The organism is Campylobacter concisus (assembly GCF_902460575.1).
GTDB classification, from domain to species: domain Bacteria; phylum Campylobacterota; class Campylobacteria; order Campylobacterales; family Campylobacteraceae; genus Campylobacter_A; species Campylobacter_A concisus_AW.
On the sequence record NZ_CABPUY010000001.1, the window covers coordinates 300,375 to 322,221 of the forward strand.

A 21,847-nucleotide genomic window follows, 5' to 3' on the forward strand; every position below is an offset into this window, starting at 1 on the left:
AGCAGTGGCAAAAGAGAGACTTAACGAGATAGAATTTAGCAACCTTTACGACCTTGATATGGAGCGAGCCATACTAAGCTCTATCATCGCAAACAACGACGCTTTGGGCGAAATTTTTGACACGATCAAGGCTGGGGACTTTTACCTAAAGGCTCACGCTCAAATTTACAAAGCGATGGTTGATTGTCTAAACGGCGACGTGCCTATCGCATCGACATTTATCAAAAACAAGCTTGGTGAAAACTACGATGACAACGTCATGGCGAGCATTTTGGCCACAAACTCGATCATCGACATCCAAAGATACGCAAACGAACTTAAAGAAAAGTCGATCAAACGAAGTCTAGTCAAGATCGCTCACGACATCCCAAGCAAGGTAAATGAAGACAAAGCTAGCCGCGATATGGTCGATGAGTTAAGTCAGGAATTTTACTCTCTTGTCGATGGCAGCGGCACTGGCAGCATCAGAGATAGCGAAGATATCATAAAAAGCTTGATCGTACACATGCAAAAGCAAGCTGCCCTAAACGAGCGCGATATCATCGGACTAAACACCGGCTTTAAAAAGCTAAATGAGATGATAAAAGGCTTTAAAAATGGCGACCTCATCATCATCGCAGCGCGCCCTGGCATGGGTAAAACGACACTTTGTCTAAATTTCATGGGGCACGTTTTAAAAAGTGGCGCTGGTGTCGTCTTTTTCTCACTTGAGATGCCAGCAGAGCAGATCATGATGAGGATGCTAGCAGACAAAACCTCGATCCCACTTCAAGAGATAATGACAGCGAGCCTAGACGATGAGAAGCTCGCTCACTTTAGCCACGCATGCAGCGAATTTTCGCACGCCAAGCTCTTTGTACATGATAGCGGCTACGTAAATATCCACCAAGTAAGGACGCAGCTTCGCAAGCTAAAGTCAGCTCATCCTGAAATTTCACTATGCGTCATCGACTACATCGGCCTTATGATGAGTACAAACAACTTCGCCGACCGCCACATACAAATAGCTGAAATTTCTCGTGGCTTAAAGCTTCTAGCGCGCGAGCTGGATATGCCTATCATCGCACTTTCGCAGCTAAACCGCGGCCTTGAAGCACGTGCGAACAAGCGACCTATGCTAAGTGACCTAAGAGAGTCAGGCGCGATCGAGCAAGACGCCGACATCATCCTTTTTGTATATAGACACGAGGTCTATCTGGAGCAAGAGGAGAACGAGAAAAAGAGCAAGGCAGCAGCCGAGGGCAAACCTTATCAAAGCGAGCATGTTTTTAATAAACTTCAAGAAAACGCCGAGATCATCGTTGGCAAAAACAGAAACGGCGAAGTGGGATCTATCGACGTGCTCTTTCAAAAGCAGTACTCGCGCTTTTGCGATATCGCCACCACACCAGTGCAATCAACTGAATTTAAAGAGTAAATTTGCCAAAAAGCAGGCGTATATTTTATTTTCTCCTGCTTTGCCTATTTATTTTTGGCCTAAATTTAGCGCTTAAATTTCATGAATACAGCGCATTTATGGAGCTTGGCGAGCAAGATATCACAGGCAAAGTAAGCGTAAATTTCACCAAAGAGAAAAACGGCAAAAAACGCCAGATAATAAGGATCGACACCTCAAATTTTAGCTTTTACACAACCGCTTCTAAAAAAGATGAGATCAGCCTTTATGACGTAGTGGCGCTTAGTGTTCAGCCAATAGACGTGAGCTTTACGGACTATCTTTCTGGCTCATTTTACATGCCAAGCTACGATAGAGCTGTTATCAAAAGAGATGAGAGCTTAAGGCAAAGAGCCATAAATTTCATCTCCGCTCAGCACGAAAACGCTAAATTTTCGCAGCTTTTCTCAGCGCTTTTTCTTGGCACAAATGTCTTTGGCGAGCTAAGAGATGACGTCTCAAACTGGGGCGTGGCGCACCTCATCGCCATCAGTGGCTATCACCTTGGCGTCATAAGCGCAGTTTGCTTTTTTCTTTTAAGGCTCGTTTTTAAACCCATTTACGCAAGATATATGCCATATCGCTCTTACATTTTTGACTTTACTATCGCCGTATTTTTAGTGCTTTGCTTTTACTTTTACATGATCGGCTTTATAGCAAGCTTTTTGCGGGCATTTTTGATGAGCGTGGCTGGATTTTACATGATCTGCAAAAAGATAAAGATCTTAAATTTCTACACGCTCTTTGGCGTTATTTTATTTAGCATCGCCCTATTTCCGCAGCTTCTTTTTAGCGTTGGATTTTATTTTTCATGCCTTGGCGTCTTTTATATTTACGTCTATCTTTTATACTTTGCGCCCAAATTTAGCCTGCTAGCAAACTCGTTACTTTTAAATTTATATGTCTTTTTTGCGATGGAGGTTGCGGTGCTTTACTTTTTCCCGCTCATTAGCCTCTTGCAGCTTAGCGTGCTAGCCATCAACTACATATTTGGCGTATTTTATCCACTAAGCTTTTTGCTTCACCTCTTTGGATATGGCGGTATTTTTGATGAAATTTTAAGCAAGATGCTAGCTTTTAGACTAAGCTCTGGCAGCCTTCATATAAGCACATTTATCTTTTTACTCTATAACGCCATCATACTTTTTTGCGTTAAATTTAAATCCCTAGTCCTACTTCCGCCACTCTTTGGCGTGGTAGTGTTTTTACTTTTCTTGCTAAATTTTTCGTAGTCAAAGTTTTACTTAAATTTGCCGATATGCTTTTAAATTTAAAGGCAAGGCGATGCAGATAAACTCAAATTTTATAAATTTAAATAAAAGTGCTCCTAAAAGTGGGCTAAATTTAAAGGCTGATGAGGCAAATTTAAAGAGCGAAGAGTCACAAAACATCGATAAAAGCACTATTTTGCATGACGCTTCAAATTTAGCTAGCGAGGTAAATAATGAGAGTGAGAGTAGCGCCGATGTCATAAAAAAGCAGTTAGAAAAACTGCAAAAACAGCTAAAAGAGATCGATAATGCGATAAAACAGGCAAGTGCTAGCAAAAATCCATACGCAAAAGAGCTGGTCGCCTCGCTTCAGACCAAAAAGGGAGCTATCTTTGCTCAGATAATGCAACTAAACGCCCAGCTTGTAAAGATGCAAGGCGCTTAAATAGCTCAAATCTAACCCTAAATTTAACCTCACGCGGCCTTTACGCCGTAAAATTTCATGATTTTATTGTGAATTAGTAGCGAGATATACATTATCGCAGCGCCTAAAATGAGCCTTGTTAGGTTGGCGTCCTTTTGCCAAAAAACTAAATTTACGATGATAGCCGCTGGTATGAGGGCGTTGTTCATGATGGCAAGCACGCCGCTATCGACCTCGCAAGCCCCCTTGTTCCACATAAAGTACCCCAGCCCACTAGCGACCGCTCCAAGCCACAAAAGCACCAAAGTTTGGGTTAGATCAACGTGAAATTTGGCTGGATTGCCAAGGGTTATGAGCGCTATGACAGCGACAAAAAACGCCCCAAAGTGAAAGTAGCCAAAGACCTTTTTTTGATCCACTTCAAATTTCTCCAAAAGCGCTTTATAGGCACTCTGCCCTGCTCCAAAGCATATATTTGCCCCTTGCACCAGCAAAAAGCCCTTTAACACGCCCTCATTTATCGCGCCATACTTTATGACAAGCGCGCCAAAGACCGCAACGCCAACGCTAAATAGATAAAGCGGCCTAAATTTAAAGCTAAATGCGTCATATATGAGCGTCACATAAAATGGCGTAAAAATGGTAAAAAGTGCGACTTCTGGCACGCTTAGATACAAAAACGAGTTGTAGTAGCAAAGATACATTAACCCTATCTGCACCGCTCCGATCGCCATTATGCCAAGGGCGAGCTTTGGATTTACCCTGCGAAATTTCGTAAATGGCAAAAAAACTAGGCTTGCAAGCGTCACACGCACAAAAACAGCTAGGTAGCTATCGACCTTGCCCGCTAAAAACTCGCCTATCAAGCTAAAGCTAAACGCCCACAAAATGGTCACGAAGATCAGTTTATTCATTCTATCACCACCTCATTTATATTTCTTGCGCACTCAAAAAAGTATTCAAGCTTGTTTAGCTCGAGCAGATCGCCATTTAGGATGAAATTTGCCCTGTCGCTAAAATTTTTCTCACTTACAAACAAAAACTGCTCAAATTTTACCTTGCCGTTAAGATAGCCATTTAGCAGGTCATTAAAGTCGCTATCAAGGCTATCTTGCTTTAGCGAGTCTAAATTTAGCCTAGCACTCAAGCCCTCTATCACGCCTCTTAGATCTTTTAGCCTAGCCATTATCCTGTTTTCTTCGTCGCTTAGATCAAGTGCGGCCTTTTGCTCCTCTATGCGCTTAGTTTGGCTTTGCTTGCTGAGGCTTAGGCTATCTGGCAGCTTCCACTCAAACTCTACTCTAGGCTTGTTCGCATCAGCGTATGCCTCAGCCATCTGCGAAGTCGTCCTCTCGCCTTTTTTAAAGCTGTTATTATTCACACTTTGCGTATCTTTTAGGTAAATTTTTGGAGCAAATTTGCTCTTTTGTTTCTCATTTTCTTGCTCTTTTATATATTTTTCTTGCTCCATCGCCCCAAGCTTGGCGCTTAGATCATCCTTGCTAAAATCAGGCATCACTATCTTTGAGCCAGCATTAAAGCCGATCTCGCCGTTTGAGAGTAAATTTATCCTTGAGTTTAGCTCGGCTAGCTTAAGCCCAAGCTCGTCTAGCTCGGCTCTTTTTTTATTAAGAGTGAAATTTATCGCATCAAATTCGCTCTTATCTATCTCACCATACTCAAACCAAAATTCATTTTCGCTAGCTGCTTTTGCAAAGCTATCGACAAATTTTGTCTCTAAATTTATAAGAGAATTTAGTGCAACAGCGTTAAAATAGACCTTTGCGACCTGAAAAGCAGTGAGATTCATAAGCTCTTCATCTTTATAAATTTTCTCCACGCCCTTGTGGTCTAAAATTTTATCCGAAGCCTCGCTAGCACCGCCATCAAAGATGAGATACTCGACCTTTGCCGTGATCGATCCAGCCTTTGTCATATATCCGCCCTTTAGCTCGTCAGGCACAAAGGTATATCTGCCATCAAGGGATAAATTTAGCTTGTTGCTCTTATTTTTATTTATATATTCATTTTTATTAAATTCTTTCAAACTCTCAAGCTTCGCACTTTGCGCCAGAGCGATGATCTCTAGTAAATTTCCAGCCCAAAGAGGCAAAGCAAAGAGCAAAACCGCCAAAATCTTCTTCAAATTCTCTCCCTTTCATAAAATTTTCTTATAAATTTATCAAGATTATAGACCCATGCAAAAAGCACTGGCACGACAAGCAAGCTTAGCAAAGTCGAGCTAATGAGCCCAAAGATGATGCTTATAGCCATAGGCGAGTTGGCCTCATAGCCAGCACCCCTGCTAAGAGCAAGTGGCAGCATGGCAAATATCATGGCAAAAGTGGTCATCAAAACAGCCCTTAGACGCTTCTTAGCAGCCATTTTCACAGCTTCGTTTGCCTCCATACCGCTATTTGCAAAGTGGTTTGCAAAATCAACCACCAAAATGGCGTTTTTGCCGACCATACCAAAGAGCAAGATGACGCCAACCATGACAAATAGACTAAATGGATTGCCGCTTATAAAAAGGCCAATCACGACGCCACAAAAGGCAAGTGGCATGGCTAGCATGATGAGAAATGGCAGCAAAAAGCTCTCGTAAAGTGCCGCTAGCACCATGTAAATAAGTACCGCGCTCGCACTCACCGTAAAGATAAACGAAGCGTTTGTATCGTCCATGAGCTCGACAAATCCAAGAAATTTATACTTGAAATTTGCAGGCAAAATTTCATCAAGCTTCTTTGAAATTTCATTTGCCACGCTATTTAGCGGAGCGTTGTTTTTGGTATTTGCTAGAAATTTGATCTCATCTGCTCTATTAAACCTTGAAATACTAGCTGGCTTTTGCTCAAAACTAATCGTCGCCACATCGCCAAGTGTGACGAAAAAGCCCTCATTGCTTCTTATCTTGGTCTTTAAGATATCATTTGTATCGCTTCTAAATTTATCATCAAGGCGCATGTAAAGCTCATACTCTTTGCCATTTTCGTTTTCAAAAACAGAGACCTCGTTCTGGCTAAACGCGCTATAAACGGCACTTGCAACGCTGGCTTTGTCTAAATTTAGCCTTTTTGCTTTATCTTCATCGATAGAAATTTGCACGCGCTTTAGCAGATCTTCTTCGGGCGAATTTACATCTGTTGCGTCATTTATCTCTTTTAGCATTTTGCTGATCTTTGGCACAAATTTCTCTAACTCTTTGCCATTTTCAGAGGTGATAGTAAGCTTTACTGGCTGCACATCGCCGCCTTCAACCACTGGCAAATCAGCTACAATGACGCTCATATCATCACTTTTTAGCTTGTCACGAAACCTCTGCATGATGGCGTTTTGCCGCTCGTGATTAGCTCTATCTTTTAGCTCCTTTAGCCTAACGTAAGCTTTTACAAGATAAGGCTGCTTGGCGTCTGTGTAGCCAAGGATGAAGTAGGCGTAAGCGACCTGAGGATCGGCATTTATGAGTGAAATTTTATCTTTTAGCCTCTCTTTGCTAGCTTGCAGGCTAAGCGAAGGATCAAGCTTAAAGTAGATATTAAACTCCGAGTTATCCTCGCTTGGCATGAAGTCACCGCCTACAAATTTAGCCAGTCCAAACGAGCAAACAACGACCACAAGCGTTATAGCTAAAAATATGAGCTTAAATTTAAGCGCTAAGGCTAAAAGCTTCTCATAGCCATTTTCAAGTGCCTCAAAAAAGGGCTCACTCTTTAGAAAAAAGCCGCTTTCTTTGGCATTTACAAACCTAGCGCTAAGCGTTGGCACAAGAAATATACTCACAAAAAACGAGATGACGATGCCAGCTGCTACGCTCATCGCAAATGAGTTAAAGTACTTGCCAACGATGCCGCTCATAAAGGCTATTGGCACAAAGACGCAAAGCAGCACGAGTGAGATCGCAAAGACGCTAAATGCTATCTCTTTTATACCTGCAAAGCTTGCCTTTAGGGCATTTGGCTCATCTTTTAGTCGGCTAGCGATGTTTTCAGTGACGACTATCGCATCATCGATAAAAATTCCAATACCAAGCGTAAGCGCTATAAGGCTTAAGCGGTTGATGTCGTAGCCTAGGGCATTTATGATGAAAAATGTCGCCACGATGCTAGTTGGTATCGCCACGACTGAGATAATGGTGATCGAGAAATTTCTTAAAAACAGATATACGATCACGATGGTTAGCAAGACGCCAAGGATCATATCAAAGGCGGTTTGATCGATGTGCTTTTGTATCACTTCGCTCTTATCGTAGGCTATTTTTACGTCGTATTCGCTACCAAGCAGGCTTTTAAACTGATCTAGCTTTGACTTAGCTAGAGCGATAACCGTTAGTGCGTTTGCGTCTGGAGCTAGCTCAAGACCTAGCAAGACACCACTTTTTTTATCCATTATCGCTGCTTCGTTTGCGTCTTTGTAAGCGAGATCAACACTTGCGATATCTTTTAAAAAGACCCCTTGCTTGATCGTTAAATTTCTTATCTCATCTATGCTTTTGGCGCTGAAATTTGACTTGATCGCCATTTGGATCTGCTCATTTTCTATCTTGCCAAGTGGCGCTTTTAAATTTTCAACCTTTATCAAATTTGCCACTTCGTTTGCGCTAAGGGCGTTTTTATCAAGCTTAAATCTATCAAGTAAAATTTTCACCGCTGGCTCTAAAAAGCCATTAGTCTTGACCTTCGAAACGCCGCTTATGCGCTCCAAAAATGGCTTTGCCACGTCGTCGATATCTTGCATGAGCTTGGTTTCATTGCCATCAAGCCTTGTGATAAAGAGGCTAAAAACGGCTGAAGAGAGGCCATTTAGCTTTTCTATCTCGTAGTTTGCGCCTATCCTCGCCTTTTGCATCTTGTCGCGGACGTCATTTGTAGCGCCCTCTAGGTCTTTGTTTAGCTCAAATTCTATGCTGACCACGCTTAGGTTGTCAAAGCTAGTTGAGTAAAGCTTTTTTATCCCCTCGATGCTTGAGACCTCGTCCTCGATCTTTTGCGTGATCTTGGTTTTTATATAGTTCATATCACCATTTGCGTATGTCGTGATCTTTACTATAGGGATATTTACTTGCGGGTATAAATTTACATTCATCGTCTTTAGCGAGTAGATGCCAAAGACAACGAGGCTTAAGAATATCATAAGCGTAGTTATGGGGCGGTTTATAGCTGTTTTTATCATTTATTTTCGCCGATTATCACTTTTCCTTGACCAAACATGCCTGGTTTTAGCCCAACATCGTAAGCTTCGGCGTAAAATTTTCTAGTCTCTCGCTTAATTTCTGGGTAAATTAGTGCGATTTTTAGCTCTTTTTCTTCGCTCATGGCGTCAAGCTTAAATTTAAACATGTCGCCTATTTTTACTAAATTTGCGTATTTTTCGTCGATCGCTATTAAAATTTTAACCTCTTCGGAGTTTAAGATAAAGGCTGGCTGAAGCGGCGAAGCACTCTCGCCAAGCTCGACATTTTTACTAGCTATGACGCCATCAAAAGGAGCTTTTAAAACGGCCTTTTTAAGATGGTCCTGCGCATTTAAAATGGCTATCTGGGCACTCTCTACCCTAAGAGCTGCCTCGTCAAATTTATACTTTACCTCATCAAATTCTTGCTTTGAAGTGACATCCTTTACTTGGCTAAATTTATTAAAAGTGCTTTTAGCAAATTCTTTGGCATTTTTGGCAAGTGCTAGGTCGTTTTTTGCCTTTTTTAAAGCGATCTCAAGGCTTGTTTGATCAAGGCTAGCTAAAACGTCGCCCTTTTTAACGTGGCTTGAGACATCTACAAAAATTTTATCTACCTTGCCACTGCTCTCAAATGCAAGCTTTGAGCTTTGCTTGGCATAGACTTCAAAATCAGCAAAAATCTCCTCCCCTGCAAATGAAAAAATGCAAAATATTATTAAAATTATCAGTTTTTTCAATCCCTAATCCTCTCTAAAATACTCTCCCCGCTCTCAAAAAAATACTCCGCCTTTTTTATCTCTAGCTCGTCTTTCGCCCCTTCAAAAAGGCTAATGGCGTCAAATTTTTGTGAGAGCGCCTCAAGCAGGTCGCTATATCCTAAAAGCCCAGAGTTATACTTCTCATAGCTTGCTCTAAGTGCTAGATCACTCGCCTTTACATACTCATTTAGCGAGGCGATCTTTGAGCTAAGAGTTGCGATCTCGTTTTGTAAATTTTTAAGTTTTGTCTCGTTTTCACGCTTTTTATACTCTAAATTTAGCCTCGCTTCATCAAGCGCGATCTTGCTAGCTTGGCTCATCTTACTAGTGGCAAAAAAGTCAAAAATTTTCCACCTAAAGCTAACGCCAAATTTATTGCCGTGCGTATCCTCTTTTAGATATTTATCAAGATATGGGCGATAAGCGTTATACTTGCCAAGGTCGATGTCGTAGTTGTTTTTGTAAAATCCATAGGTGTCATAGAGCATGATTTGAGGCAAAAAGCCAGCTCTTGTCTCGCTAAGCCTAGCTTCGCTTATAAAAATATCTTGATTTAGCCTATCAAGCTCGGCGTTTTTTGAAGCTAAATTTGAGCCAGTCTCGGCCATTTTTGCCCCGCTCATAGGCACGATTTGCTCACCTGTTAGCAAATTTATCTCATTTAAAATTTGCTCCATTTTGTTTTTATACTCAAGCTGCGTGCTGTTTGCCAAGTGGTATTTTGCCCGCACATTTTCTAGCTCATCTTTTGCGGCAAGCCCTGCTTTATTTGCCTTTTCAAGCTTATCTAAAACGCCTTTTAAGAAATTTGCCTGAGCCTTTTTGGCAGCTATTATATTTTCAAGCGCGCAGGCATTAAAGTATAAATTTACAGCCTTAAATGCAAGGTAATTTTTAGCTTCATCACTTGCGATGGCGGCTTTATTTTTTAAAAGCTGGTTCATCTTTAACCTAGCCTCTCTCGCCCCGCCGTCGTATAGTAGAAAATCAATCCTAGCTAGCACTCCAGCTGACTCTTTAGCGACTATGCTTGGAAAGGTGCTTGCGTTTTTGCCGTATGAGCCCTCTAAACTAAGGCTTGGCAAATAGGCACTAGTGGTAGCCTCACTATTTAAATTTGCTCTTTTTAGCTCAAGCTCTTTGATCTTTGAAATTTCGTTTTGAGTGGCTTTGTTCGCTATCTCGCTCAAATTTGATCCAAGCAGTGCCAAAGGCAAAAGTGCTAATAAAATTTTCTTCATCAGTGAAAGCTCTTTACTAAATTTCCTATTAGCAAATTCCAGCCATCAACTAGCACGAAGATGAGTAGTTTAAATGGCAGCGAGATCATGACAGGAGGGAGCATCATCATACCCATCGCCATCAAAACGGAGCTTACAACCATGTCGATGACAAGAAATGGCAGATAAAGTAAAAAGGCTATCTCAAAAGATGTCTTTAGTTCGCTTATCATAAAAGCTGACATCGCGATGCTTAGCGGGATTTCCTCGATATTTGCTGGATTTTGCAAATTTCTTATCCTAAAAAATAGCGCAAGATCCTTTTCTCTAGTGTTTTTAACCATAAATTCTTTAAACGGCTTTAAACTCTTATCAAGCATCTCCTCATAGCCTATCTGCTCGGCTATATAAGGCTTTATGCCCTCATCGTAGCTTCTTTGCCCGACTGGCTCCATGATAAAAAATGTAAGCACCATTGCAAGCGAGATAAGCACCGTTGAAGGTGGCACCTGCTGCGTGCCCATCGCTTGACGCAAAAATGAAAAGACAATGACAAGGCGCAAAAAGCTAGTCATCATAAAGATGAGCGAAGGAGCGAGTGCAAGAGCGGTGAGGATTAGTAAAACATTTAGAGAATTTATAAGCTGCTCGGCATTTTGCGGTGAATTTAGGCTTAAATTTATAGTTGGTAGCGCAGGATCAGCACCAAAAACTACACAAAACAAAACCGCTAAACTAAGCAGTGCTTTCACGACTAATTCCTCGTATCAAGGATACTTTTCTTAGTAGCCTCTTTATTTTTTGGCTCGAGCGAAACAAAGTGAATTTCCACCCTATTGTTTTTAGCTCTGCCCTCGTCTGTGCTGTTGCTAGCGATCGGATCAAAAGAGGCTCTGCCAGAAGTGATAAGCCTCTCTTGTGGTACGCCATCGCTAACTAGCTCTTCAAGCACACTTAGCGCCCTTGCAGTAGAGAGCTGCCAGTTATTTTTATATATAGAGTCTTTACTTGGATTTGTATTATCAGTGTATCCGATGATATCTGTTTTTACCTCATTTGGCATTTTGGCTATGATCATGCCTATTCGCTTTAAAAAGAGCTTCGCATCCTCGCCAGAAATTTCAGCACTATCTTTGTCAAAGAGCATCGCAGCTGGAAGCCTAACGATAAAGCCATCCTCGCTCTCCTCCATAGTGATCTCAGGTGCCCCACTAGCCGTTAGTAGCTCATTTATTTTTTTAACAGTCGAAGTGACCTCGTTTTGAGCGCCTTTTTGAGCTTTTGGCTTTGGATTGCGTCTGCTTTCAGGATCTGTCTCTTTTTCTACCTGACTATCTGGTCTTGCACCACCCTCTAGCACGCTTAGCGCACCAGCTAGCGAGCCAACAGCAGCCTCCATCTTTTTAGCATCCATCGTCGCCATAGAGAGAAGCAAAACAAAGAAGCAAAGCAAGAGCGACATAAGGTCGCCAAAGGCAGCCAGCCACTCAGGCATGCACTTTGGGCACTCTTCTGGTTTTATTAACTTACCCATTATTCAAACTGACTTTTTCTATCTTTTGGAGGTAAAAATGCTAAGAGCTTAGCCTCAAGCGTTCTTGGGTTGTCCCCTGCTTGTATCGCCATGATACCCTCTAAAATGACTTGCTTCTCAAGCGCCTCATCAGCATCGCGGATCGAGAGGATATTTGCAACAGGTGAGCCGATGATGTTACCTATCATCGCACCATAAAGTGTCGTAAGCAAAGCAACCGCCATAGATGGACCGATCGCACTAGGGTCTGACATATTTAGAAGCATCGCAACAAGACCGATAAGCGTACCGATCATACCCATCGCACCAGCAAAACCGCCAACTTGCTCGAAAATTTTGATGTTATTTGCATGCCTTGTGCTAGTCTGATCGATATCGATCTCTAAAAGCGCTCTGATCGCATCTGGCTCATTGCCATCGACCGCCATTGAAAGGCCCTTTTTTAAAAACTGATTTGATTCGTTATTTACCTCGCTCTCAAGTGCTAAGATGCCATCTCGCCTAGCTTTGGTTGAGTAATCAACTACTTTTTTTATAGTCTCAGGTAAATTTACAACGACTGATGGCTTAACAGCGACACCATAAAATTTACCAACACCTTTAAGCGTCTCCATCTTGAAGCCAACCATCATAACGCCGATAGTACCACCAAAAACGATCATCACAGAAGGGATATCGATGTATGGTCCTATACCAACGCCTATCGCCATTGATCCAAACAAAAGCACCAGGGTCAAAACCCAGCCGACGACGGTTCCTAAATCCATTTAAACTCGCTTTATTTATAAATTCTTAAGAATTGCTATTTTATTAGCTTTTTGTTGAAACAATCGTTAAATTAAAAAAAATGTTTGCCATTTTTTGCTACAATCTGCGAAATTTTTAACGTTAAAAGGCTTAAAAATGAACAATAATACTTCAATCATAATCCTAGCTGCTGGTCTTGGTACCAGGATGAAATCAAAACGCCCAAAAGTCCTATTTGAGCTATGCGGCGAGCCAATGATCATCCACATATTAAAGCAAGCTTATGCGATCACAAATGACGTTAGCGTCGTGCTTCACTACGAAAAAGAGTTAATTAGCAAAAAGATAAAAGAAATTTTCCCTCAAACTAAAATTTTCGAGCAAGATCTAGCAAATTTCCCAGGCACTGCTGGCGCAATAAAAGGCGTAAATTTAAGCGGTGAAAAGGTGCTTGTCACTTGCGGCGACATGCCACTTGTTAGATCAACTGATCTTATGCGTCTAGCAAATGCCGAAGCAGACGTGGTTATGAGCTCATTTGAAGCGGTAAATCCTTTTGGCTACGGCAGAGTTATCATAAAAAACGGCAAAGTTGAGGCCATCGTCGAGCAAAAAGATGCGAGCGAAGCGCAGCTTGCCATAAAGAGCGTAAATGCTGGCTGCTACTGCTTTAAACGCGAGGCGCTAGAGCAAATTTTACCGCTCATAAGCAACCAAAACGCGCAAAAAGAGTACTACCTAACTGACGCCATAAAAATAGCAAACGAAAAGGGCTTAAAGTGCGTTGCAGTAAATGTTAATGAACAAAATTTCATGGGCATAAATGATAAATTTCAGCTTAGCGTTGCAGAAAAAATCATGCAAGATGAGATCAAACAAAATTTGATGAAAGCTGGCGTTTTGATGCGTATGCCTGAGAGCATTTTCATAGACAGCAGGGCTAAATTTGAAGGCGAGTGTGTGCTAGAAGAAAATGTAAGTATCCTTGGCGAGTGCGTTATCACCGAGAGCATCATTAAAAGCTCATCGGTGATCGAAAGCAGCGTCATCAAAAACTCAGACATCGGCCCATTAGCTCATATAAGGCCAAATTCTGAAATTTCTGACACGCACATAGGAAATTTCGTCGAGGTTAAAAAAGGTGTTCTTAGCGGCGTAAAAGCTGGACACTTAAGCTACCTTGGTGACTGCGAGATAGAAAGTGGCACAAACATCGGTTGTGGCACGATCACATGCAACTACGACGGCAAAGCAAAATACAAAACCAAGATCGGCAAAAACGTCTTTGTTGGCTCAGATACGCAGCTAGTTGCCCCTGTAAATATCGCTGATAACGTCATCATTGCAGCTGGCAGCACCATCACAAAAGACGTTGAGAGCGGTGCATTAGCGATCAGCAGAGGTCGCCAAGAGAACAAAAGCGGCTTTTTTGAGAAATTCTTTGGCAAAGACGATGTTAAAAAATAAGAAAATTTTACTAGCCGTTTGCGGCAGTATCGCCTTTTATAAAGCTTACGAAATTTTATCGCTGCTTAAAAAGCAAGGTGCTGATGTTTATGTAGCTTTAAGTGACGGAGCGCTTGAATTTTGCAGTGTAAGCGGCTTTGAAGCACTAAGCGAGCATAAAATTTTAAGCTCACAAACGCAAAACTGGCAAGACGGCGTAAATCACATAGCCTACTCTAAAATGGATATAGTCCTCATCGCACCAGCCTCGGTAAATACGATAAATAAGCTAACAGCTGGCATCTGCGACAATGTCTTTATGCAAACGCTAATCGCCGCCTCGCATGTGCCTTTGGTCGTAGCCCCAGCTGCAAATAACAACATGATCGAGCACTTCGCGACGCAAAATTCGCTTGAAATTTTAAAGAAAAACGGCGCTTTAGTGGTTGAACCAGTGCTTAAAACTCTAGCTTGTGGCGACGTTGGTAAGGGCGCTTTAGCAAGCCCTGAAGTGATAGTAGAAGCTGCCATTAAAAGGCTTAGCAGGCCACTTTTTGCAGGCAAAAAAGTGGTGATCACGGGCGGCGCAACTACTGAAAAGATAGATGATGTTAGAGCCATTACAAATTTCTCAAGCGGAAAGATGGCAAGAGCCTTGGCTAGAGCCTTTTACTACGCAGGTGCAGAGGTAAAACTGCTTGCCAGCTTTGAAACTGCAAATGAGCCGTTTCTTAGCCTTAAATTTAGCTCAAGTAGCGAGCTTTTAGAGCTTTGCAAGAGTGAGTGCGAGGGGGCAAATTTACTTGTAATGTGCGCTGCAGTGAGTGATTTTGTACCGACAAAGATAGATGGCAAGATGAAAAAAGAGGACGTTGGAGAGAGCTTAAATTTAAGCCTAAAGAGAAATGTCGATATTTTGCAAAGCTTAAAAGAGTTTAAATGTAAAAAGATCGGCTTTAAGCTTGAAATTTCAAGCGAAAACGCTCTTAAAAGCGCTAGATCGATGTTAGAGAAAAAAGGGCTTGACGCAGTTTGCCTAAATATATTGGGTGAGAAAAACGGCTTTTCAAGCGAGCAAAACGAGGTAAATTTCATCACAAAAGATGATGAGATTTTACTACCGCTTGCCTCAAAAGACGAGATCGCAGGGCGCATCGTGGAGCTAGCAGCAAATTTATGATAGAGCAGATCTCACGCGTCCAAAAGATAGCAAATAACAGCCAAACTCCGCTAGTAGCGATAAATTCGTCCTTGCCGCTTAGCATTTTGGTGAGCCAAAAGGTCGGCTTTAACAGATACATCTTAAATTTCGCAAATAGAAATTTAAACACAAAAAGCGTAAAAGAGCTAAACGTAGGCTCTAGATACTGGGGCGAGGTGCATAGTCAGGGCGAAAACATCGTCATAAAAAATTTATACGAAAAGCCAAAAATTTTAGATGAGGACGTTTTGGCTGATGGGCTAAATTTGATAGAAAATTTGGTAAAAAATGAGAATTTATCGTGGCTTTACAGCTATTTATTTAAAAACTTAAGCGAAGTTAAAACAAAAGATGAGATGAGAGTGCTGGCAAAAATGCTCTTTGCCCTACAAGAAAATGTCGTGCATATACCATTTGCGTATAGCGGTACAAACGGCATTTTCCAGCTTAAAAAAGAGAAAAATGAGATGAGAGTTTTTCTTGTTTTTTCAAATTTTGCGCCGCTTATTTTTAAATTTAAAGATGAAATTTTGTGTGAGATCGCAACTCCATTTAGCAACGTCGCGAGCTTGCTAAAAAGCGAATTCAGCGCCGCAGTTATGGTGCAAAACGTAAGCGCTCTTTGGAGCAAAAAAGAGCAGATAATTGACTTTAAAGGCTAGATATTGAACAAACTTAACCACCTCGCTATCATCATGGACGGCAACGGGCGCTGGGCGAAAAAGCGTGGATTTTTGCGGACAAATGGGCACGAGGCTGGGGCAAATGTGGTGAGCGATATGTGCGAATTTTGTATCGATAATGGGGTGAAAATTTTAAGCCTTTACGCATTTAGCACCGAAAACTGGAAAAGACCGCAAAAAGAGGTTGATTTTTTGATGAATTTGCTTAAGAAATTTCTTCTTTTAAAGCGTGATGATTTTATAAAAAATGGGATCAAATTTAACACGATCGGCGACATCTCGCCATTTAGTAATGAGTTGAAAAATGAGATAGAGATCACCAAAAGTGCGACAAGAGAAAATACAAATTTGCTTTTAAATTTAGCTATAAACTACGGCTCAAAAGATGAGATCATAAGAGCTGTGCGAAAACTAAATTTAAAAGGCTGCGAGATAAATGAAGCGAGCCTAAATGCGGCACTTGACGAGAGTGAGCCAGTGGATCTTCTCATTAGAACTGGCGGAGAGAGCAGGCTTTCAAATTTCATGCTCTGGCAGGCAAGCTATGCGGAGCTATTTTTCACGCCGACACTTTGGCCAGACTTTGGCAAGGATGAGCTTGCAAGCATCGTAGCTAAATTTAAAGATATAGAGCGAAGATTTGGCGGGGTTTAGTGAGTTAATGGATATTTTGGTTTTGTTTTTTGCTGTTTTTGCTTTTGTTTTTGGCATCTGTGTGGGGTCATTTTCAAATGTGCTGATATACCGCTTGCCACGAAATGAAAGCATAAATTTCCCAGCCTCACACTGCCCAAAATGCTCTCACAAGCTAAATTTTTATCACAATATCCCGCTTTTTTCATGGCTATTTTTAGGCGGCAAATGCGCCTTTTGCAAGCAAAAGATAAGCTTTGTCTATCCGCTGGTTGAGCTAGCCTCTGGGCTACTTTTTCTGATCTGTTTTTTTAAAGAGTGCGGCGAAATTTTAAGCGTAGAAACCTTGCTTTATTCGCTATTTTTAGGACTTTGCTTTATCATGCTACTAGCCCTTAGCGTCATAGACATAAGGTATAAAGCAGTGCCAGATGCGCTTCTTTTTGCGGCGCTATTTTTTGCATTTGCCTATGCCTTGCTGCTTTTTATCTTTAAAGGAAATTTTGCTCAAATTTTAAATTTAATCATCTTTGGTTTTATATTTTGGGCGCTGAGATTTGTCGTGAGCTATGCGATGAAAAAAGAAGCCATGGGAAGTGCTGACATATTTATCGCAGCGATCATCGGAGCCATTTTGCCAGCCAAGCTAGCCCTTGTGGCGATCTATCTGGCGGCACTTCTTACGCTCCCAGTCTATGCGCTCGTTCGCAAAAAGGGCTATGAGCTAGCCTTTGTGCCATTTTTAAGCCTAGGACTGCTTGTCACCTACGCTTTTGACGGGCAAATTTTAGAAATTTTAAGGTTCATTTATGAGTAGAGTAAATAAATATCTTTTGTTTAACTTTTTAGGCACGTTCGCATCGCTATTTAGTACGCTTTTTTTGATCATGTCGATCGTCTTTTTCATCCAGATCGCGCGTATCACTTCATACATCGAGATCAGCTTTGGCGAGCTCTTTAAACTCTACTCATTTATGCTCCCACGAGTGCTGCTCTTTGTCGTGCCTATCGCGTTTTTCGTCTCACTTGCGATGACGCTTTTTCGGCTATCAAAAGAAAATGAAAGTATCGTTATCTTCACACTTGGTGGCTCGCCAAATAAGATCGCAAGATTTTTCTTAGCTTTTTCAGCCCTTTTAAGCGCTGCCTTGCTGGTAGTTGCCATCGTCATGATACCAATAGCCGCCCAGCTAAATGCAAATTTCATCGACTATAAAAAGACGGTTGCTAAGCTAAATTTAAAGCCAACCCAGTTTGGACAAAAATTCTCCGACTGGATGGTCTATGTGGGCAGTGAAAGCGAAGACAAAAATGGCACAACCTACAAAGATATCGTGATGTTTAACCCCTTTGTCAAAGACTCACAGCGCCTAATAACCGCCAAAAACGCAAAGATCATAAACGTGGGTCAAAGTGTAGAGCTCTCTTTAAACGAGGGCAAAATGTATGACATCAGAGATGAAATTTATCACCAAAGCAACTTCAAATCAATGAAGATAAGAACCGCCCAAAGCGAGGAGATAAGCGACGTTGGCAGCATCAAAGAGTACTGGATGGATGCAGCTAGCAGCGATAAGCGCCGAAAAGACCTTAGCACCTACGTCCTAGTGGCCCTCTTCCCGCTTGCTAGCACGCTCTTTGCGATCAGCCTTGGCATCGTCACATATAGATATGAAAAGGGCATGGTCTATGTTGGCACTTTTGGCGTTTTGTTTGGCTATTTTACGCTCATAATGCTCTTTTCGTCAAAGCCAGCGCTTGCGATACCGCTCATATTTTTCGTATTTTTACTAGCTGGCGTCTTGCTTTATAGAGCCAAGATCACACGAAGATACTAATGAAAATTCAGCTAATCTACAGCTACGATGGCTCGAAATTTCAAGGCTCACAGACCCAGCCACATGAAAACGGCGTAGAGGATGAACTTACGCGCGCCCTAGCTCATGTTGGCATTTTTGAAAGAGTGATCTCTAGCTCGCGCACCGATAAAAGCGTGCATGCAAATAACCAAAGCTCAAGCGTTGTTTGCGGTGATCACTTTAAAGATTTAAATCGCCTAAAAGATCTTATAAACCGTCACGCACACCCAAGCATTCACATAAAACGCATAAATTTGGTGGATGATAGCTTTCAAGCAAGATATGACGCGGTCGCAAGGTCTTATAGATATGTGATAGATCACGGCAAATTTGATGTTTTTAGCTCAAACTACAAGGTATTTTTGCCTAAATTTGATATCAAAAAAGCAAATGAAATTTTGCGTAATTTTATCGGTGAGCATGATTTTAGCGCATATATGAAAACCGGAAGCGACACAAAAAGCCCAGTGAGAGAAATTTACAAAGCGTTTTGCTACGTACGCAAAGGGCAAACTATCATCGTTTTTAAGGCAAATGGTTTTTTACGCGGCCAGGTGCGGCTCATGGTTGCAAATTTGTTAAAAGCACTAAAGCAAAAAGATGGCAGCGATCTCATCAAAGCTTCGCTAAACGGACGTCCTGCTCTAACTCGCATACCAGCACCAGCTGAAGGGCTATATCTAAATAGAGTTTTTTATAAATTTAACTAATCTCAAAAGTGGTCTGAAAATAAAATTTGGGGAGAAAAAGGATGGTGCGCCCGAGAGAATTCGAATCTCTGACCTTTTGAACCGCAATCAAATGCTCTATCCAGCTGAGCTACGAGCGCACATGAAAAATTAAGTTGTGATATTAACCAAACTTTCCTTAAAAAGAGATTGTATTCATTTTAAATTTATAACCTTTTTAGTAAAATCCTTTGTGCAAAAGGAGCAAAAATGAACGATTTTTTCGATAGTCTAAAAGAGATCAAAAAAGAGCTTGCAAAAGAGCAAGGCGTGGCAAAAAAGCCTCAAAAAGAAGCCATTTCTCATACAAAAGAGGAGGCGATCTTACACAAAGAACAAAAGCTAAGAGATGAGTTTTTGGCATATACAAAAGATAGCAATATCAGGAAAATTTGACTTTGGAACGCTAGTTGCTTTAAATGGGGATATTTTGAATGGAGAAACCCATGAATATAACCCAAACTTTAGAATCTTTAAGCATTTTAACCGATAGCGACGCTCTTTTTTGTGAGCTTCGCGCGCTGATAAGTAAAAATTTCACAAAAACCCTAGCAAACAAAGACAAGATCATCTCTTTTTACGAAGAGAGCGAGATCCCGCAGCGAAAATGCTTCTTAAAATTTATAAAAAAACTCTACGAAAAACAGGGCAATGAGCTTGACGTGACCTTTGCAAAATACAAAACCATAAAACTATCTTTAGTGCAAAGAAACGCCCTAATAAACATCTACAATATCGACATCGACTTTCTTAACTATGAGATGATCTTTACGCTAAACAATACTCCAAGAGCTTTTGCTAGCTACATTTTGCAAAATTTCAAAGGCAATGAGTCTAAATTTGACGATAAAAATCATAAATTTAGCCTAAAGATAAAAAAAGAAAGTGACTTTGGCTTGATCGAAGAGATTATTTCAAGACGCGAACATCTAAAATTTATAGTAAATTTTAACTACAATGAAGTCAAATTTAAAGAGTTCAAAAGAAACTACAAGGTCCAAAACTCGGCCAAATTTAAAAGTTGCTTCAGTGCTTTGGCAAATTTACTAGAAGAAAATTTTGAAATTTTAGGCTGCTCAAATAGCGACAGCTTCGAAACTGTAAGAGATAGCTACCTAGCCCTTGCTAAAATTTACCACCCAGACAGACACTCAAACAAGAGTGAAAGCATCAAAAACGAGTATAACGCTAAATTTAAAAAAATACAAACAGCCTACGAGGCACTAAAACCGTTTTTTAAAAACCAAGAGAATTTTATAAAGGTAGGCTAGTAGTTTAATGCATATATAAACCTATATATCATGAAATAATAGTTTTGCTATTTTGCTAGAAATTGCTGCATCATTATAAAATTCTTTTTATTTCTAATTTTTTTGCTGTTATTTTAAAAATATCTTCGTTTAGCTTCACAACAATTATATTATATATTTCTCTTTTAGCATCTTTAGCAGTATACGACCCTGCACCTTTAGCCAAGAAGTAAAATAAGCCTGCCATTTCGCCAGCTGTTGCATCCGTTCTAACGCTCGGCGCTTTAAACACGCTCTTTTTAACATCAGCATCACTGCCTAGACCAAAGATAGCATACTCCATATCTAGCTTATGCTCTTTTGCTCTTTTAGCTGTCTCACGCTCTAGCTCTTTACCGCCGTAAGTAGCCACTGCTTGCGTACTTCTTGAAACGCTAACGTTTGAAGTGAAAATTTGCACCGCATTTGAAGTCTTTTGTACGCTTGATTTGATCTGATCGTCAAAGTCAGAAATCTCTAGCTGTGCATTTTTCTTTGGGGCAGCTAAGCTGTCAGTTAGAGAGGAGTGCTCTATACCTTTAACACTTGAAGTGCCAATAAGTTTAAGTATAGGCGTCTCGTCAGCACCTATTAAGATTATGTTTTCATAGACTGAGGGCTTTAAGCCTTCACGTTTTGTTGCTGGGGCTTGAAACCCAGTTGTAGTTATTGCCATTTCTTTGCTCCTTTTATGCAATTTAATGGCAATTTATCATTTGTAGCTGTGTCAAATCTACCCAATTTTGAGAAAATAAAAAATTTTTTGTTTGCTTTGAAAAAAGAGTAAGCCCTAAAGATAGGGCTTTTAATTATTTTTAGAGTTTTTAGTAGATATATAGCTATTTTTAGTTGCTTGACTAATTTTATTTTTAGTTAGCCTATTTACTGCTTTAGCTTTTACTTCGTCGCTTATGTCTTTGTTTAATAAGACTTTCTTAACTAAGCCTACCTTGTCACTACTTGTGTCTATTGCATCAAGCAGCTTAAATTTTGTACTTTCAAACTTCATAGCTATTTTAAAAAATAAAAATATTATTAGAATTCTAAAAAACTTTTTATATCAAATTTTAGTATATGTTAGAGAACTTTAATTTAAGGCAAATAATTAAATATACGTCTTTTTTAGCCTAAGTAATTGTAGCTCGATCTTTGGTTTTGTTCTTTGCTTTTCAAGCAAAGGATCATATTAATATTATCATTAAGTTAAATTCAGTCTAAAGCATTTAAAAAATTTACTACATTTAATCAATAAAACCTAATTAAAAAAAACCAATATTTTATACTTAAGTAGAAAGTAACACTAATAAAAACAGAATCAAACAATGTAATAGTTAAAGCAGACAAACAACAAAGCCCGCAACGACCTACTTTTCCAACATCCCAGTAAGGGAGAGTATCATCAGCCAGGACGAGCTTAGCTTCTTGGTTCGAGATGGAGCAAGGCGTTTCCTCGTCTGTATAGTCACGGGCAGTGTTAAATAAAAGATATAATAGCTAAATCTCTTAT

21 protein-coding genes, 1 tRNA gene and 1 rRNA gene are annotated in these 21,847 nt (G+C 40.6%); 12 read left to right on the forward strand and 11 right to left on the reverse strand.

Annotated elements, in window-relative coordinates; translation table 11 throughout:
• Window positions 1-4 precede the first annotated feature (4 nt).
• Genes F3G76_RS01435 through F3G76_RS01445 form a run of 3 tightly spaced genes read left to right on the forward strand, consistent with a single transcriptional unit; the run spans window position 5 to window position 3,091 of the window.
• Window positions 5-1,417: a replicative DNA helicase gene (locus F3G76_RS01435; protein ID WP_107829419.1), complete on the forward strand. Its 1,413-nt coding sequence runs from the start codon at window positions 5-7 to the stop codon at window positions 1,415-1,417.
• Window positions 1,418-1,419: 2 nt separating this feature from the next.
• Window positions 1,420-2,667, forward strand: a complete 1,248-nt coding sequence (locus tag F3G76_RS01440; RefSeq protein WP_149705719.1) for a ComEC/Rec2 family competence protein — start codon at window positions 1,420-1,422, stop codon at window positions 2,665-2,667.
• A gap of 52 nt (window positions 2,668-2,719) precedes the next feature.
• Entirely contained in the window at window positions 2,720-3,091 is a 372-nt protein-coding gene (locus F3G76_RS01445) for a hypothetical protein (RefSeq protein ID WP_103598080.1), read from the forward strand.
• Between the two features lie 29 nt (window positions 3,092-3,120).
• Here F3G76_RS01445 and F3G76_RS01450 read toward each other — a convergent pair whose 3' ends face one another.
• Genes F3G76_RS01450 through F3G76_RS01485 form a run of 8 tightly spaced genes read right to left on the reverse strand, consistent with a single transcriptional unit; the run spans window position 3,121 to window position 12,521 of the window.
• Window positions 3,121-3,984, reverse strand: coding sequence for an EamA family transporter (locus tag F3G76_RS01450; RefSeq protein ID WP_149705720.1), 864 nt, complete (start codon window positions 3,982-3,984; stop codon window positions 3,121-3,123).
• On the reverse strand, window positions 3,981-5,216 hold the full coding sequence (locus tag F3G76_RS01455) for a TolC family protein (RefSeq protein ID WP_149705721.1): 1,236 nt from the start codon (window positions 5,214-5,216) through the stop codon (window positions 3,981-3,983). The genes F3G76_RS01450 and F3G76_RS01455 overlap by 4 nt, the downstream gene beginning before the upstream one ends.
• Window positions 5,213-8,239 carry an efflux RND transporter permease subunit gene (locus tag F3G76_RS01460; protein ID WP_149705722.1) on the reverse strand — a complete coding sequence of 1,009 codons (3,027 nt, stop codon included), beginning with the start codon at window positions 8,237-8,239 and terminating at the stop codon, window positions 5,213-5,215. Before F3G76_RS01460 ends, F3G76_RS01455 begins: the two co-directional genes overlap by 4 nt.
• Window positions 8,236-8,979: an efflux RND transporter periplasmic adaptor subunit gene (locus F3G76_RS01465; protein WP_149705723.1), complete on the reverse strand. Its 744-nt coding sequence runs from the start codon at window positions 8,977-8,979 to the stop codon at window positions 8,236-8,238. The genes F3G76_RS01460 and F3G76_RS01465 overlap by 4 nt, the downstream gene beginning before the upstream one ends.
• On the reverse strand, window positions 8,976-10,241 hold the full coding sequence (locus F3G76_RS01470) for a TolC family protein (protein WP_103647973.1): 1,266 nt from the start codon (window positions 10,239-10,241) through the stop codon (window positions 8,976-8,978). Before F3G76_RS01470 ends, F3G76_RS01465 begins: the two co-directional genes overlap by 4 nt.
• Window positions 10,241-10,972, reverse strand: coding sequence for a flagellar type III secretion system pore protein FliP (gene fliP / locus F3G76_RS01475; RefSeq protein WP_149705724.1), 732 nt, complete (start codon window positions 10,970-10,972; stop codon window positions 10,241-10,243). The genes F3G76_RS01470 and fliP overlap by 1 nt, the downstream gene beginning before the upstream one ends.
• Before the next feature lie 2 nt (window positions 10,973-10,974).
• Window positions 10,975-11,754 carry a flagellar motor protein MotB gene (locus tag F3G76_RS01480; protein WP_107965562.1) on the reverse strand — a complete coding sequence of 260 codons (780 nt, stop codon included), beginning with the start codon at window positions 11,752-11,754 and terminating at the stop codon, window positions 10,975-10,977.
• A complete protein-coding gene (locus F3G76_RS01485; protein WP_004318159.1) occupies window positions 11,754-12,521 on the reverse strand; it encodes a motility protein A in 768 nt (255 codons plus the stop codon). Before F3G76_RS01485 ends, F3G76_RS01480 begins: the two co-directional genes overlap by 1 nt.
• A gap of 136 nt (window positions 12,522-12,657) precedes the next feature.
• Between F3G76_RS01485 and glmU the strand changes: the two genes are divergently transcribed.
• Genes glmU through truA form a run of 7 tightly spaced genes read left to right on the forward strand, consistent with a single transcriptional unit; the run spans window position 12,658 to window position 19,033 of the window.
• Entirely contained in the window at window positions 12,658-13,968 is a 1,311-nt protein-coding gene (gene glmU / locus F3G76_RS01490; RefSeq protein WP_149705725.1) for a bifunctional UDP-N-acetylglucosamine diphosphorylase/glucosamine-1-phosphate N-acetyltransferase GlmU, read from the forward strand.
• A complete protein-coding gene (gene coaBC, locus F3G76_RS01495; RefSeq protein ID WP_149705995.1) occupies window positions 13,955-15,127 on the forward strand; it encodes a bifunctional phosphopantothenoylcysteine decarboxylase/phosphopantothenate--cysteine ligase CoaBC in 1,173 nt (390 codons plus the stop codon). The genes glmU and coaBC overlap by 14 nt, the downstream gene beginning before the upstream one ends.
• On the forward strand, window positions 15,124-15,810 hold the full coding sequence (locus F3G76_RS01500) for a hypothetical protein (protein WP_149705726.1): 687 nt from the start codon (window positions 15,124-15,126) through the stop codon (window positions 15,808-15,810). Before coaBC ends, F3G76_RS01500 begins: the two co-directional genes overlap by 4 nt.
• A 3-nt stretch (window positions 15,811-15,813) precedes the next feature.
• Complete coding sequence (gene uppS, locus F3G76_RS01505) at window positions 15,814-16,485, forward strand: polyprenyl diphosphate synthase (protein WP_103633917.1); 672 nt, start codon at window positions 15,814-15,816, stop codon at window positions 16,483-16,485.
• Window positions 16,486-16,492: 7 nt separating this feature from the next.
• Entirely contained in the window at window positions 16,493-17,281 is a 789-nt protein-coding gene (locus F3G76_RS01510; protein ID WP_103633916.1) for a prepilin peptidase, read from the forward strand.
• Complete coding sequence (locus F3G76_RS01515; RefSeq protein ID WP_103616940.1) at window positions 17,274-18,302, forward strand: LptF/LptG family permease; 1,029 nt, start codon at window positions 17,274-17,276, stop codon at window positions 18,300-18,302. Before F3G76_RS01510 ends, F3G76_RS01515 begins: the two co-directional genes overlap by 8 nt.
• Entirely contained in the window at window positions 18,302-19,033 is a 732-nt protein-coding gene (truA, locus tag F3G76_RS01520; protein WP_103616939.1) for a tRNA pseudouridine(38-40) synthase TruA, read from the forward strand. The genes F3G76_RS01515 and truA overlap by 1 nt, the downstream gene beginning before the upstream one ends.
• A gap of 42 nt (window positions 19,034-19,075) precedes the next feature.
• Here the strand turns inward: truA and F3G76_RS01525 are convergent.
• A tRNA-Arg gene (locus F3G76_RS01525) sits at window positions 19,076-19,152 on the reverse strand.
• 109 nt (window positions 19,153-19,261) lie between these two features.
• Here F3G76_RS01525 and F3G76_RS01530 point away from each other — a divergent pair.
• A complete protein-coding gene (locus tag F3G76_RS01530) occupies window positions 19,262-19,447 on the forward strand; it encodes a hypothetical protein (protein ID WP_103639540.1) in 186 nt (61 codons plus the stop codon).
• A 50-nt stretch (window positions 19,448-19,497) separates the two neighbouring features.
• Window positions 19,498-20,322 (forward strand): adenylosuccinate lyase, encoded by an 825-nt coding sequence (locus F3G76_RS01535; RefSeq protein WP_149705727.1) that lies wholly within the window; start codon window positions 19,498-19,500, stop codon window positions 20,320-20,322.
• 73 nt (window positions 20,323-20,395) lie between these two features.
• Here F3G76_RS01535 and F3G76_RS01540 read toward each other — a convergent pair whose 3' ends face one another.
• Window positions 20,396-21,016 carry an SU10 major capsid protein gene (locus F3G76_RS01540; RefSeq protein ID WP_188116264.1) on the reverse strand — a complete coding sequence of 207 codons (621 nt, stop codon included), beginning with the start codon at window positions 21,014-21,016 and terminating at the stop codon, window positions 20,396-20,398.
• Between the two features lie 675 nt (window positions 21,017-21,691).
• Window positions 21,692-21,810: ribosomal RNA gene (rrf, locus tag F3G76_RS01545) — 5S ribosomal RNA — on the reverse strand.
• Window positions 21,811-21,847: the final 37 nt, after the last annotated feature.